This is a genomic window from Neisseria maigaei (assembly GCF_958267405.1).
GTDB lineage: Bacteria > Pseudomonadota > Gammaproteobacteria > Burkholderiales > Neisseriaceae > Neisseria > Neisseria bergeri.
Map to the genome: position 1 here is coordinate 65,412 of NZ_CATQFT010000008.1, position 13,656 is coordinate 79,067.

Consider the following 13,656-nt stretch of genomic DNA (forward strand, 5'->3'; position numbering starts at 1 on the left):
ATCAGCCTTTTAACAGTTTAAGCACCCAAGTCAGCGAAGCGGCGGACAGGGCGTTTTTGAATCTGTCGTTGCCCATCATCGTTTTCAGGGCAATGCGGGCGATGTCCGGATGGGTTACCTGCGCCTTATCCACTGCGATTTTCGCCATACGGGACAGCATAGACTTGCCTTGGTTGGCATTGAAGCCCGCATTGGGGGCAATAAATTTGTTGTTGATGCGAATGCCGGTGCGCTGTGCGTAACGCTCCTCTCCGGTATAGGGATTCGCGCCTATATTGACGGTGATGGACTCAAGAGTCGGTCGGGGCAGGACACGGTTTTCTCCCATACTGCGGGACAGCGGTTTGACACGGCAGCGACAGCGGTAGTCCAAAGGAGGGTACAAAGTATTCCACACGGGGTCGTCTGCGGCATAGACGCGACCGTGCATCATACGGTGGGTATCACGAGTGCGGCTGTCGTTGATGGCGACGTACTGCCAATAAGGGTGCGTGTCGATGGAGTCCATCATTTCGGCGTAGCGGCCCGCCATATAGGCCGACTGCATATTGGTCAGATAGATGGTTTTCAGGCGGTGGGGGCTACCGAGCTGTACGCTTTGGGTTTCTCCTTCGGGATTTTTAACTTCCTGCCTGCCCCACCAGCCTTTGCGCTGTAGAACGGGGGCGAGTTCTCGGCTGAACTCTTCCAGCGTCCGGCCTTGTTCGGCGGCATCGACGACGGCGGAATAGATATCGGAGAGCACATCCATTTTGGCGGTTTTGGCCACCGTAAAGGCAGTGGCGTGCGCGTCGTCCAACATATCCTGCCAGTCCCAAGATACGGCAATGCCTTTTTGCTTGAGATAGGCGACGGCGGCTTCGGGTTTCATGCCGAAGACGGCTTTAATATCTTCGGGGTTCATGATTTAAGCTCCTGTGCTACTTCAATCCTGCCGACCAAGTCGGAAAGGAAAATCAGGCGCGCCAACTCGTTTTGCAAAGCGGTATCGTCCATATTCGGATAGGCGGCGGACAGACGATCGAGCAGGTTTTCGGCGGTTTCTCCACGACTTAATTCGGCCACTAGGACGGCAGTCAGCAGGTCGCCTTGTGTATTCAGACGGTCTGAGTTAGGGGCGAGTCCGTCGATGACCAAACCTGCATCCGTCAAATCGCCCTCGGTAAAGTCGGCAGCTTTTGCCTCCGGGCTTGCTTGAACGCCCTCGAGCAAATCCCCATCTTCCAAACCGTATGTGCGCTGCCAGTATTGCTTGGTGAACTTGGCACCGGCATCCACCATCATCTTATCCCGTTCGGCACGCTCTCTGGTGCCGCTTTCCTCATTTTCGAACAGCACGAATTTCGGACGGGCAACGTCTCCGAAATTTATCTCTATTACCCACTCTATCAACTGATTGAACGTTGTCTCCACGATTCGTTTGTCGCTGTCGCGGATGTCGTCCGTTACTTCCAAGCCTGCGGTCGCGCTGGCGTGCGTGCTGTCTTTTTCGGTGGTTTGGTCTTGTCCGAGCAGCGCAATGCTGATTTCGGAGCGGCAATAACGAATGAGCTTGTCGTAGGCATCAATAGATGAGGCCTTACCGCTTGCCTCGTGGATTTCGACGCTGGAATCATTGGGAATGGTGCCGACGCTGTTGCCGATCAGGGCTTCGAGCGCATCCAGCAGCTTGTCGGTATCCTGCGGGGTATTGGAACGAGGTTCTTTACCAATCAGCCAAGGCGCACCGTATTTTTCGGTGAACTGCATCCAGAATTTAAGGCCGCCGCGTTTGAAGGTGACCAGCCAAAAAACCAAGCCCAAATCGCCCAAACCGTAGGGGTTTAGATAATCTGCCTCATGTGTCGGGCAAAGAAACTTATAAGGCGGAGGAACGGTATCGGTCAGCCCATTTTGGATGTAACGCAGCTCGCCTTCGTCGTTGAAGGCGAACCACTCTTGCGGCTTGGCGATGATTTTGTCAGGCAGCCATGCAGAATCGGTACGCCAAATCAGTTCGATGGGCTGGTAGCCGTAAAAAACGGCGTTTAAAACGTCTTTAATCAGGCGGTAAACATCGGTTTCAGCCTGCCAGCTATCGACAAAATCCCGGACATTTTTAGGGGTGTCGTCGCCCTCAAGCCGCCATTCGAGGCGGGCGACAGCTGCTTTTCGGCGGCGCACCAGCGAGCCGACCAACGGGTCGCGCATCAGCTCGCGGTAAATGGAGATTTGCCTGCCCATTTTGCGCAAAACAGGGTCGGGATTAGGTAGCCAGCCGTTGAAACCGCTGAAAAACGGGCGGGAAACGGCGAGATGTGCAGATAAATCCTGCGGCTTGAAGGTCATGATGCCTTGGCTGGTTTTGAGTTTGAGGTGGGGTTTGGGCATGATATGTACTCTTTAAATACTTTAATAACCTTCGGTTAACGCGCTTTTTCGGCGGATTCGGCGGCTGGCTACGCGTATCGGTCCGGTATTCAGCTCGCGGCTGGCGTAATGGGCAAGGACAAAGGCAATCGCCGCATCGCCGTGGCGTTTTTTGCCGTCTTGACCTTTGGTGCGTACATCGGGGATGCGCGGCACGCCTCTGACCAGCTCGAAGGCGCGCAGGTCGGTCAGGATGTCTTCGTCTTTGGGAATGCCGTCCAGTGTGCCGTCTTCGAGGGCGGCTTTGAACGGCGCGGTATGGGTGCGGTACCAGTTTTCCGAGAGCATGACCGACTCGCATACCTCCGCGCCAAATTCGTCGCGCATGGCTTCAGCGATTGACTGACCATTGCCTCGCGCATCCAATGCCGCTCCGCGCAGATTGGGTAAGCCGTGCAACAGGTGTTTCATGATTTGTTCTTGTTGGGCAAACGGCATATTGCCCAACTCCAACACAAACGGCGGCTTAAGGCTTAAATTAGGCTGCTGCAATAAAGGGACGATGACGGTACGGTCGCCGCTGCGGGCAAAGTCTTCGCCAACGAAGCTGGTGCGGGTTTTATCCAAACCGTCGAGCAGCGGTTGCAGGGTGTCGGCTATCCAGTCAGCGACTTCAGCGGCGCGGCGCGGTTCGGGCAAGAGGCCGAAATCGTCGGTCTGGTCGTAGCGGATAACCGGTGTATAAGGGCTCATACGGCTTTCGATTAAGGCGCGGTTGAGCCATTTGCCGCCGCCGTTTTTGGGTATGCAGTCCAACTCTTCGGATGCGTCGTCGCCGTAGAAATCACGAATCTCTTTACACCACGCGGCTTCGCCGTCTGCCGTCCACTCCTTGCCCAAACGCAGACAGATGCGGCGGTAGAGGCCGTCTGAAACGGCCTCGTCGAAAGTAATGCGGTGGATGGAATAAGGTTTTTTGCCCGCACGAATGTCGGTAATCAGCTCGTTGAACGGATTGTCCACACCGTCATGGGTAGAGATGATGTGTACCTGCCCGCCCCACATCAGCAATGCCATTGCCGCTTTGAGCAGCTCTCCGAGCTGCTCGTGGAACGCCGCTTCATCGATGATGACGCGCCCCTGCTTACCGCGAAGGTTGGACGGTCGACTGGACAAGGCGGTAACGCGCCAGCCTGACGCGAAACGGATGACGAAGGCGAGGACGGATTTTTTGTCGTCCCCCTCGACGAACACCTCTTCGGTCTCTTCAATTTCGCCTGCCGCCAAACCGTAGAACTTGGCCCAGTTGGCACAATCGCGGATAAACTCCAAAGCCATATCTTTGTTGTAGCCTATGTACCATGCGTCCATGCCGCCCGATGAGGCGGCAAGTAAGGCGGTGTCGGCAGCCTCGCCCCAGCTCAGACCGATACGGCGCGATTTCTCGCAGAGTTTGACGGGCGAGGTGTCGGCGCACCAACGCTGCTGATAAGGCAGCAGTGCCATCGGGGTGCGGTCTTCGATTTTATTTTCAGGCGACATCATCGATACCTAGAATTTGCTTTCTAATCATTCGGCATGTTGATTGGGAAATTTTGATATTCCTACTTAAAGGATAGCGTCTGCCACGACTGGGAGGAAGTTTGTTTTTAAGTCTGATACAGGTAATCATGACGCAATCCCCAAGATCTGTTTGCGGATGGCTTCGGCAGCCGCGTCGGACAGCCCGCCTTTTTTCGCCTGCTTGGCGACGTTTTCGGCGGCGGCTTCGACTTTGGCTTTAACTTTTGCCTGATATTCTTTCAGGCGCGTTCCGGCGGTAATCAAACCGCTGATTTTGCGTGCTCCTTCGCTCATGATGCCGAAGCGGTCGAGCGCGTTCAGTTCTTCAGACGGCATTTCGCCGATTTGCACCAATGCCTCGAACAATTCGGTCTGCAACATCGCCATCAGGGCTTCGGAGCGTGTATCGCCTTCATCGGCTGCGCCTTCGGCAATCAGGCGTGCCGCTTCAGTGCTGTTTTTGATGGCGGCAAACCGACGCTGGACTTTCTGCCCGTAGCGGTGAGCGGCGGAACGGCTGATTTCGTAGCCCTGCTGCTGCAACCATTCCGCCAGTGCCTGATAGTCGGCAAAACCGTTTTCGACGAGTTTGCGCTCAAACTCATGGCGGACGGCTTCGGGCAATTGGTCTATCGTGCTGCGCTTGGCCATATCAGCTCCACACTTTTTCGGGACGGGCGATGCCGGCTCTGCATTCAACCGTATATTCGGCAATATCGACACCCAAGCCGGTCAGGTCGGCAAACCACAGGCCGTGCGGGGCTTTATTCAGTTCCACCATTTTGCGGTCGGCAAGGTAGTCGAGCTGCTGGCGCAGTTCCAGTGCGGTGGTTTGCGGATAAATCGCGTTCATGATGTCCAACAAGAAGGTTTCGCTTGTCGTGTGAGGGCGGGCTTTATTAAGGGTGTTGATGATGTTCCAACGCATCCCCTCGCGGCGTTGTTTGGCAATCAATTCTTGGCTAATCATTTCTTTACGCTTTCCATTTTGTAGATTTCGGTGAGTTTCTCGGCGACGTTGTCGAGTTTGGCTTCGAGGACGACCTGATTGCGGATGTAGTCTTCGCGCAGGACGTAGGTCAGCGGCAGGCCGGCATTGAATTCCGCCAGTTTGTTTTCCATGATTTCGACTTTGCCTTGCAGGCGTTCCTGCTGTTTTTGGCGTTCGTCCTGCTGCTCGCGGAATTGCGCCAGTAGCATTTTGCCGAAGGTAAAACAAATGCCGAGGAAGGAGAGTAAAAAGCCGACAAGCTGCCAAAATTCGATGTGGATAAAGGTTTTTTCCATCATTCACTTACCTCAGGAATCCGTGTTCAAAATACTCTTGGCAGACAACACAGCGCGTACAGCCTCTGACGGCTTTTTGCCTGGCTTCGGGAATGGGGTCGCCGCAGTCTTCGCAATGGCTGAAGCTTGCTGTGTTTTCAGAGTGCGAAGCCTGCCCGTGGTACGGCGGTTGATGCTTTGCCAGGGATTCTGCAAGAAAGATGGCTTCGCGTTCGGATGCGCGGTCGGCAAAATCAGTCATGCTTCAGACGGCCTTTCGTGTAGCAGTCCTGCCAGCCCTCAATTTGGATTTCGAGCTTTTGGCAGTATTCACCGTAGCGCACGGCATGGTTCAAGAGTTGTTCGGGTGAGCCGCCGGTCGGACGCTCGGGGCGTTCGTATTTGACCAGCAGCCCGGTAGATACAGGCGGCAAATCCACTGTTGGTACGGTTTTAATCGGGGTATCCGAAGGCACGGTTGTAGAGGTGCAGGCTGTTAGAGCCGATACCGTTAAAACCATTGCCGTCTTTTTTAATCGTGTCATGCGTTTGCTCCTGTAAAGTGTTTTTGGTTTTATCCAGTTCGCTCAGGGCGGATGCCAGCTCAATGCTTTGACGCTGCGCGAAGTCATGCCAACGCTTCGTTTCCGCCTGCGCTTTTTTAAGCTCGTCGGCGTATTGTTTGGCTGCCGCCTTTGACGAGTTTTGGTAGGCGGTAATCAAGGCGGTTTGCTTGGCATCGGCTTTGTCGGCGGCATAGTGATAGCCGTTTAGCCAAATGCCCAAAACAATCAATGCACGCCATGCCAATGCCGATTTGTTTTTGTACAAAAAGTCAATCATTGCCGCTCCATTCTTCCGCATTCGCGGATTTTTTGATTTCTGCCAACTGCGGTACGGCGGCGATGCCGCGTTTGATTAATGCATACCCGCCGACCATCGCGCCGTATGCCCACCAAAGCCATTCGGGGGCATCAGCGGTTTGCGAGAACTTATAAGTCATAGAAGCGGCTGCCACGTTTGCCCATAGTTTGGTATGGCTGATTTTTCCTGTGGCCGGATTAGAGACCAAGCCGCCCAGCCATCGGAAAAAGGCGGTTATTTGCGACGCTTTTTTTTGGCTGCGCGTTTCGCGGCAGCTACCCCGCTCTTGCGGTGGGCTTGCGTCCAACATCCCTGAGTCGGCATGGCGTAGCGAATACCTAGGTCGCTGTGGCTGAAATCGGGCCGCATGGCTGCGGTCATTAGGGCGATGAGTGACTTTTTTGACATGGTTTGTCTCCCTTTAATCAGTGTTATCTGCAGACGCGTGAATCAGGTTTTGCGCCACACGGCGTACCCAGCCCTTGCCGAAAGAGGTGAACGTACCGAGCTTGGTATAAAAGACCAGACGCTCGGCGTTGAACCGCAATAAAAGGTCGTTTTCGGGGAGCGAATTGATGGCTTTGAGACTGATTTCGCCGATGATGCCGTCGTCCGGCACGCCTGCGGCACGTTGGAGCATACGGGCGGCATTGCCGTAACCGTGGTTGACGCAGGCATCGAAGAATTGGAAAGCGACCGCTTCAGGCATTTTGTCGGCGTGGTAACGCTCCCAAAACGCCTTTTGGTAAATGCCGATAGCCTGTTCGCGGGTCATGGCGCGCATGGAACCGTTAAAGCCGTTTGCCATTGCGGTACGCTTAGTGATGCCCCAATTGGTTTCGCCGCCGGGGTCTTTGGGATGGTTGACGTAACCGCCCTCGTGGGAGAGGACGCGGTTGATGAATTGATTGAATTTGTCTGACATGGAAAATCCCCGTATTGAGGTTGAAATCAATACGGGGATTGTAGGGAAGGCCGTCTGAAGGGGCTTTTAATGGAGGTTAAAACCTAACGGAGGCTAAGGTGTAATACACAGCTCAACTTCGGGATTGCATTTATCGCTTTTCATATATGCTTCATTTGAATCGTCCATTTCCTCAATCTGCATAGGCATATCCGATTTTGCCAACATGGAAACACTTTTCTGCTTACGACTGACCGTAATGAAATAATCTACCCCATTTTGATTATAAGTAGCATGCATCTTTTTGATAGCAGTCTGAATAGCATTCATAAATGCCAAACGGTCTATCTCAGAATCCAACGCAATAGCCGTGTAATACATACTTACCAAGCAATTGTTGATTCTTTGAGTTTTCGCCAATGTATTACAATTTATCTGGATGTTTTCAAAAATATCGCCTGCTTTGACCAGCTTCGCAGACAAAGTAATGCCATTACCAAGGTCTTTTGTTTGACGTGTCTTGCCCGCAACAATTGATATTCTTGGGAACAAATCCATCATTCCATTGTTCAATTCATTGAACCGTTCCGAAAATGTTTCAGGATGAGGACCAATCATCCCTCCTGTTTTCATCACTCCTCCCGCATTGACCAGATGTGCAGCAGCCAATAAGAAAATTCCAAGATATATTTTTGTTTTCATTATATTTCTTTCAGAAATTATCTTTTCTTTTTCGGGCAATTCTTGCCGCTTCCGCCCGGGTTGCAGTCGCAAGCCCGTCCGTCGCCGTCCCTGTCCAAACTCCTCCAGCCGCTCAATCCTGCATTTTTGCGGGATTCGTAAAATTTTTGCGCCGCCTGCTGTGTCGGAAAGTCTTTGCAGCTTTTCGCCAAAGCGGAAGCGGATGCGGAAAACATCATAACAGACACAAGCAATGTCAAATAACCCTTTTTCATTTTGTCTCCTTAATACAGGTTTTTCGAGACCTGAACCACTTGCCCGATGACCTGTATGTCGGGGTGGTCTGCCAGCATCAGCGGCATAGGCGGATAGGTCGTGTTGTCGGAAATCAAGAGTAGGGTGCCGTCAACTTGGCGTTGGATGCGTTTGACCCATAATACATCGCCACTGCGGATGACGTAGATGTTGCCATCGCGGGGATTTGTTTTTGAGGTATCGACCAAAAGCGTATCTTTACTGCTGATGGTCGGCTCCATACTGTCACCTTTGGCAGTAACGATATTGAGGTCTTGCTCGTGCAGTCCACGGTGAAGCAGCCAATCTTTCCTAAATGCCAAATGATTCGCAGGGACAGTAACGCCGTAGGCAGTCGTTCCATGACCCGCGGAGACTTCGACATCAAACATGGGGATATAGGCGTAGTCGTCTGACAATGCCGTCAAACTAGAAATATTCCTTTTGCTGTTCTTTTTTCCAGAAATCAACCAGTTTGCATCAACATCAAATTTGCTCAATATTTTTTCCACCATATCAAATGGTGGACGCTGTTTTCCGCTTAAAACATCATTTACCCTAGATACTTTTTCATCTATCAAATCGGCAAATTCAGCGATAGTCAGCTCTTCTTTTGCAAGAAGTTCACGAATATTTCCAGTAAAAATCAAACTCATAGAATTAATCCTTAAAAATAAACTAGAAATAATCTTGATAGATAGAAATATTCCTATTATACTTGCATCAAGTTTGGTACAAGATTGTTTAAAGATTTAAACAATCATAATTTTAGCACGAGAACGAAATAGGAGATATTCCGTGAAAGCAGAAAAAATTAAAGAAGGTTTCCGAGAGCGCGGCGAAACGATGAAAGATTGGTGCATTGCGCGTGGCTATGATCCGACGTACGTGTCCCGCATTCTGAACGGAACCGTCAAGGCAAACCGTGGGAAGGCACACCGTATCGCACAGGAACTCGGTCTAAAAGCGAAACAGGAAGTGGCGTAGGAGTAAATATGGCAGAAAGTAAAAGGGTACAACGGCTATTGAGGGTCTTTATCGCGCTTGACGAGCATCCGATTATCGGTCTGAGCAATAAGGATTTATCGGTCGGACTGGGGCTGACGCCATCACAAGTCAGCAGGGATATTGATGATTTGGTTGCATCGGGATTGGTCATCAAACTTGAAAACGGCAACTACGCCTACGGCATCAAAACCCTGCAAATCGCCGAGCGGTTCAGGCAGCAGCATGAACGGCTGCAAAGCAAGATTGCCGAAATAGGCAAGCGGGTAAATGTAGATTAACGGATTTTGAAATGTGCCGACGTCGGCACATTTGGAGAAACAAAATGAGCAATGAAGTTGAAGTAATGGATGCGGTTGCAGTGCAAAACTACCAAGCCGCGCACAGCGTGATGGTAATGGAGCAATGGGGTAACGGCGAAACCTATGACGAACCCACTTGGATTGAGCGCGGACGCCAAGCTGTACGGCAGACGATGGAAGGTATGTTTGAGTTGGGACGAGCTTTAATCATCTTAAAAGAACATACTGACCACGGACGGTTTGAACAAATTGCAAAAAATCAATTCGGATTAGGCAGGAGTGAGACAGCACGATTAATGCGGGCAACACAACGCTTCGCCACACCGCAAATGCAGAAAGCACAATCCAAGCTGATGGATTTGGGCAAATCCAAGCTACTGGAATTATTGGTAGAAGATGACGTTACTTTGGTGGAACTGACCGAAGGCGGCGACATTAACGGACATACGTTGGATGACGTAGACCGCATGACTGTGAAAGAGCTGCGCGTCGCCCTGCGCGAAAGCCGTGAAAACCTCGCCGCCAAAGACGAAGTGATGAAAATCAAAACAGCCAAAATTGATGAGCTGGCCGAGAAGCTGGCTAAGAAGCAAACCGTTGTAAGAGAGCCGAAGGCGGAAGACGTAGGCAGCGAGTTGGCGATGCAGTTAACAAGCCTTGAGGTCGGTATCCGCAGTCAAGTGAGCCGTCTGAAAGATTTGTTCGACCAACTTAATGCGCACAGTGAGGCACACGGGATCAGCCATCAGGCAAAGATGGTCGGCACGCTCAATCAAATTATTTTGGACTGCGAGCAACTGCGCGAAAGCTATGCCCTGCCGACCGAAGCACCGACAGACAATGTGCCGGAATGGTTGGGCGGTGAAACGGGAGAAGGCGATGAATCCGGCAATGATTGAGCGTCTTAAAGCAGTCGAGAATCAGGCGGAAGCAATGGGACGCGGCGCACGCTCTGCATATCTTAAGCAGCAGGCGCAGGAATTGGGCATCAGCCTTGCCACGCTATACCGCAAGCTGGAGGCGGTCAGCGTCAAGCCGACGCGCAAACGGCGCAGCGATGCGGGCAAGACGGAGCTTAAAACGGAAGAAGCCAAATTGATTTCGGCGGTTTTGGTGGAGGCGATGAGGCGCAACGGCAAGCGGTTGATGTCGGTGCGGCAGGCGGTGGAAATGCTGCGCGCCAACGGGAAAATCGAGGCGGCGCGGATTGATGGGGAAACCGGGGAAGTCATCCCCCTTTCTGAAAACACCATTACCCGGGCTTTACGGGAATACAAGCTGCATCCCGACCAGCTTTTGCAGCCCGAACCCGTCAGCCGCATGAAATCGGAACACCCGAACCATTGTTGGCAAATCGACCCGAGTTTGTGCGTTTTGTATTACCTGCCGCGTCAGGGCAAGGATACGGGGCTGCGGGTGATGAAGGAAGAGGAGTTTTATAAAAACAAGCCGAAAAACGTCGTCAAAATCGAAAACGACCGCGTCTGGCGGTACACGGGGACAGACCATGCCTCCGGCACGATTTCGGTGCGTTATTACTTCGGCGGCGAAACCAGCGCGAACCTCTGTGATTTTTTCATCTACATGATGCAGGCGAAAAAAGATATTGGAAAAGACCCATTTCGCGGCGTACCGCGCATGGTCATGCTTGACCCGGGCAGTGCGAATACTTCGGCGGCGTTTAAAAATTTGTGCAAGTCCTTGGATGTGCATGTGCAAATCAACAAGCCGGGCAATCCGCGTGCCAAAGGGCAAGTGGAAAAAGCCAACGATATTGTGGAAACAGCATTTGAGAGCGGGTTGCGCTTTACCGAGGTACACGACATCGACCAGCTCAATACCTTATCGGAACGCTGGATGCGTTACTACAACGGTACGCAAAAACACAGCCGCCACGGCATGACCCGCTATCAGGCGTGGAACAAAATCAAACCCGAGCAGCTCATCCTGCCGCCGCCTGCGGAATATTGCCGAGAGCTTGCCGTCAGCGCGCCGAAAGAGGCAAAAGTCTCGGCGGATTTGGAAATCCGTTTCGGCGGACGGGTATATAGCGTGAAAGGCATCAAGGGGATTTTGGTCGGTCAGAAGGTTTTGGTCGGTAAGAACCCTTGGGAGGCAAACGGGGCGCGGGTCGCCACTTATGACGCGGAGGGCAACGAGGTTTGGGTATCCGTACCCGAAGTATTTTTTGACGAGATGGGCTTCAGGGCCGATGCGGCAGTCATCGGGGCGGAATACAAAGCCCCGGCCGATACGGACGCGCAGCAGCACCGCAAAGAGCTGGACAAGCTGGCGATGGGTGCGGAAACGCTGGAGACGGCAGCCGCCAAACGCAAAGGCAAGACAGTCCCATTCGGCGGCGAAATCGACCCGTACAAACATCAGGAAGATACACTTGCCGCGCGAAATACGCTCTTTATGCCCAAACAAGGACAGCAGATGGCGTACAACCGGATGGAGGTCTCGGAGCAGGTATTGAGCAAGGTCGAAATCGCCAAACGCTTAAAACCCCGCGTCGAGGCAGACGGCGGCGACTGGAAACAGGCTGTGTCGGTCATCCTCAAACACTACCCGGAAGGTGTGACCGAGGGCAGGCTGGAAGAGGCGTTTGAACGTATCCGGACAAGATGCCGTCTGAAACTTTTGAAAACCGGTTAGGTTTCAACCGAAAAGGAAAACACGATGAAACAGAGTTTTCAGAAAATCGGCAAATCCTATGCGGTAGCCGCTGCTGAAATCGGATGCAGTAAGCCGATGTTGGTGGCGGTAGTCAATCACGGGCAATGGCCGAAAAAAAACGCAGCCGAGCTGCGAAGGAAATTGAAACAATTTTTTGAAAAGAATGGTGCGGAAATCCCAGCGAGCCTGAGAAACGAACCGGAAACCGCACCTGCCCAAGCAACTTACGAAGACAAGGACAATGAGATGTTACTACGAAAAGCAACCCTGAACCAAGCCGCAAAACAGCATTTTGGATTATTCCGCGACCCGTTTAACGACGAAATCCAGTCTGCGGAGGATGTGTATATAACGCCGGATGTGCGCTATGTGCGTGAGGCAATGTTTCAGACGGCCTGCCACGGCGGTTTTGTGGCAGTGGTCGGCGAAAGCGGTGCGGGTAAATCAACACTGCGAGAAGACCTGCAAGACCGTATTAACCGCGAAGGCCGACAAATCATCCTGATCGAGCCTTATGTCTTAGCGATGGAGGACAACGACCAAAAAGGCAAAACGCTTAAGGCGGTACATATTGCCGAGGCCATTTTGGAGGCAGTGTCGCCGGGAACCAGCCCTAAACGCAGCCCGGAAGCACGTTTTCGCCAAATCCACCGCGCTTTGTCGGAAAGTGCAAAAGCAGGCAACAAACACCTGCTCTTGATTGAAGAGGCGCACGGCCTGCCGTTGCCGACCCTGAAACACCTGAAACGCTTTTTCGAGCTGAAAAACGGTTTTGAACGACTGCTCGGCATCGTCTTAATCGGACAGACGGAGTTGGCGCAAAAGCTCAGTGAAAACAATCCTGCTGTGCGCGAGGTGGTGCAACGCTGCGAGGTGGTCACACTCTTGCCGCTGACCGACGGCAAGCTCGAAGGCTATCTCAAGCACAAATTTGACCGCGTCAATGCGGACATGGCGAAGATTTTAGAACAAAGCGCGATTGATGCGGTTGCCGAGCGTCTGACAGTCAAAAGCCGCACGAGCAAGGGATTGGAAACCAACAGCCTGCTCTATCCGCTGGCGGTCAACAACTTGGTGGCGGCAGCGATGAATCAAGCAGCGGAGCTTGGTTTTGAGATCGTTGACGGCGATGTAGTACGGGGGGTGTGAGATGCAAAGAAACAAAATCGGACCGGCTGTCGTCATTGTATTGCTATCCATCGTCATTATGGTACAGGCGGTGATGGCGGAACCCTGCCGGCAGCATCCGCCCGTGCAGATAAACGAATACAACAAGGGACAGTACCGATGAAAACCGTTTGTCCGATTTGGGTTTGAAAAATACAAGCCCTTGATACGGCTATATATTTTTTACCCTTTAATTTTAATAACTGTTTGATTTATAAGGAAATACGAAATGCAAGTTTTAAAAAGGCACGCGCTGCCAGCGTGGTGCGGCGCGGCGTTTTGGCGGTGGGTTCCGGTGGGGCTGCTGACGGGCATCTGGTGGGTAGTGGCGGTGTTGGCACTGCATACCTGCGCGCCCGAGCCTGTGCTCAAAGCGGCGGAGCCGTCCAAGATGGAAGCCATGCAGAAGGAAGCAGATGCGGAGTCGGCACGGCTTGAAGGTATATATGAACGAATGAGCGATGAAGAACGGATGCGGGGGGTGGAGTATGAACCGTAAACACCCCCCGAAACGGATACGCAAACTAGCACTGAAACGCGCCATCGCCGAAATTAGGGCGAAATACGGCGCAAAAGCCATCC

General features: G+C 52.4%; 20 protein-coding genes. 6 read left to right on the forward strand and 14 right to left on the reverse strand.

All coding sequences use genetic code 11. The features are described from left to right. Position 1 precedes the first annotated feature (1 nt). The 14 genes from Q3O06_RS03575 to Q3O06_RS03640 all read right to left on the reverse strand — a co-directional run bounded on the left by Q3O06_RS03575 (position 2) and on the right by Q3O06_RS03640 (position 8,577). Positions 2-904 carry a phage head morphogenesis protein gene (locus tag Q3O06_RS03575; RefSeq protein WP_301817748.1) on the reverse strand — a complete coding sequence of 301 codons (903 nt, stop codon included), beginning with the start codon at positions 902-904 and terminating at the stop codon, positions 2-4. Further along, positions 901-2,370, reverse strand: coding sequence for a DUF935 domain-containing protein (locus Q3O06_RS03580; RefSeq protein WP_301817749.1), 1,470 nt, complete (start codon positions 2,368-2,370; stop codon positions 901-903). The genes Q3O06_RS03575 and Q3O06_RS03580 overlap by 4 nt, the downstream gene beginning before the upstream one ends. Positions 2,371-2,391: 21 nt before the next feature. Then, positions 2,392-3,894 (reverse strand): terminase large subunit domain-containing protein, encoded by a 1,503-nt coding sequence (locus Q3O06_RS03585; RefSeq protein ID WP_301817750.1) that lies wholly within the window; start codon positions 3,892-3,894, stop codon positions 2,392-2,394. A 123-nt stretch (positions 3,895-4,017) separates the two neighbouring features. Then, positions 4,018-4,563: a DUF3486 family protein gene (locus Q3O06_RS03590; protein WP_300905579.1), complete on the reverse strand. Its 546-nt coding sequence runs from the start codon at positions 4,561-4,563 to the stop codon at positions 4,018-4,020. A 1-nt stretch (position 4,564) separates the two neighbouring features. After that, positions 4,565-4,882: a hypothetical protein gene (locus Q3O06_RS03595; protein WP_301817751.1), complete on the reverse strand. Its 318-nt coding sequence runs from the start codon at positions 4,880-4,882 to the stop codon at positions 4,565-4,567. After that, complete coding sequence (locus tag Q3O06_RS03600) at positions 4,879-5,202, reverse strand: hypothetical protein (protein WP_301817752.1); 324 nt, start codon at positions 5,200-5,202, stop codon at positions 4,879-4,881. Before Q3O06_RS03600 ends, Q3O06_RS03595 begins: the two co-directional genes overlap by 4 nt. A 4-nt stretch (positions 5,203-5,206) precedes the next feature. Then, positions 5,207-5,440, reverse strand: a complete 234-nt coding sequence (locus Q3O06_RS03605) for a TraR/DksA family transcriptional regulator (RefSeq protein ID WP_301817753.1) — start codon at positions 5,438-5,440, stop codon at positions 5,207-5,209. After that, entirely contained in the window at positions 5,433-5,654 is a 222-nt protein-coding gene (locus Q3O06_RS03610) for a hypothetical protein (protein WP_301817754.1), read from the reverse strand. Before Q3O06_RS03610 ends, Q3O06_RS03605 begins: the two co-directional genes overlap by 8 nt. After that, positions 5,632-6,021: a hypothetical protein gene (locus tag Q3O06_RS03615; protein WP_061704865.1), complete on the reverse strand. Its 390-nt coding sequence runs from the start codon at positions 6,019-6,021 to the stop codon at positions 5,632-5,634. The genes Q3O06_RS03610 and Q3O06_RS03615 overlap by 23 nt, the downstream gene beginning before the upstream one ends. Beyond that, positions 6,014-6,352: a hypothetical protein gene (locus Q3O06_RS03620; protein ID WP_301817755.1), complete on the reverse strand. Its 339-nt coding sequence runs from the start codon at positions 6,350-6,352 to the stop codon at positions 6,014-6,016. Before Q3O06_RS03620 ends, Q3O06_RS03615 begins: the two co-directional genes overlap by 8 nt. Positions 6,353-6,463: 111 nt before the next feature. Continuing rightward, positions 6,464-6,967 (reverse strand): glycoside hydrolase family 108 protein, encoded by a 504-nt coding sequence (locus Q3O06_RS03625; protein ID WP_301817756.1) that lies wholly within the window; start codon positions 6,965-6,967, stop codon positions 6,464-6,466. Between the two features lie 93 nt (positions 6,968-7,060). Further along, a complete protein-coding gene (locus tag Q3O06_RS03630) occupies positions 7,061-7,648 on the reverse strand; it encodes a hypothetical protein (RefSeq protein WP_301817757.1) in 588 nt (195 codons plus the stop codon). Between the two features lie 17 nt (positions 7,649-7,665). Beyond that, positions 7,666-7,902 (reverse strand): excalibur calcium-binding domain-containing protein, encoded by a 237-nt coding sequence (locus Q3O06_RS03635; protein ID WP_301817758.1) that lies wholly within the window; start codon positions 7,900-7,902, stop codon positions 7,666-7,668. A 9-nt stretch (positions 7,903-7,911) separates the two neighbouring features. Next, complete coding sequence (locus Q3O06_RS03640) at positions 7,912-8,577, reverse strand: LexA family transcriptional regulator (RefSeq protein ID WP_301817759.1); 666 nt, start codon at positions 8,575-8,577, stop codon at positions 7,912-7,914. A 142-nt stretch (positions 8,578-8,719) separates the two neighbouring features. Here Q3O06_RS03640 and Q3O06_RS03645 point away from each other — a divergent pair, with 142 nt between their 5' ends. The 6 genes from Q3O06_RS03645 to Q3O06_RS03670 all read left to right on the forward strand — a co-directional run bounded on the left by Q3O06_RS03645 (position 8,720) and on the right by Q3O06_RS03670 (position 13,573). After that, positions 8,720-8,908, forward strand: coding sequence for a DNA-binding protein (locus tag Q3O06_RS03645; RefSeq protein ID WP_079877741.1), 189 nt, complete (start codon positions 8,720-8,722; stop codon positions 8,906-8,908). 8 nt (positions 8,909-8,916) lie between these two features. Next, complete coding sequence (locus Q3O06_RS03650) at positions 8,917-9,207, forward strand: IclR family transcriptional regulator (RefSeq protein ID WP_061704859.1); 291 nt, start codon at positions 8,917-8,919, stop codon at positions 9,205-9,207. Between the two features lie 44 nt (positions 9,208-9,251). Then, positions 9,252-10,127: a DUF3102 domain-containing protein gene (locus tag Q3O06_RS03655; protein WP_061704858.1), complete on the forward strand. Its 876-nt coding sequence runs from the start codon at positions 9,252-9,254 to the stop codon at positions 10,125-10,127. Then, positions 10,120-11,886: a DDE-type integrase/transposase/recombinase gene (locus Q3O06_RS03660; protein WP_061704873.1), complete on the forward strand. Its 1,767-nt coding sequence runs from the start codon at positions 10,120-10,122 to the stop codon at positions 11,884-11,886. Before Q3O06_RS03655 ends, Q3O06_RS03660 begins: the two co-directional genes overlap by 8 nt. Positions 11,887-11,910: 24 nt before the next feature. Beyond that, positions 11,911-13,056 carry an ExeA family protein gene (locus Q3O06_RS03665; RefSeq protein ID WP_013448361.1) on the forward strand — a complete coding sequence of 382 codons (1,146 nt, stop codon included), beginning with the start codon at positions 11,911-11,913 and terminating at the stop codon, positions 13,054-13,056. A 247-nt stretch (positions 13,057-13,303) separates the two neighbouring features. Beyond that, positions 13,304-13,573, forward strand: a complete 270-nt coding sequence (locus Q3O06_RS03670) for a hypothetical protein (protein WP_301817760.1) — start codon at positions 13,304-13,306, stop codon at positions 13,571-13,573. The last annotated feature ends 83 nt before the right edge of the window (positions 13,574-13,656 follow it).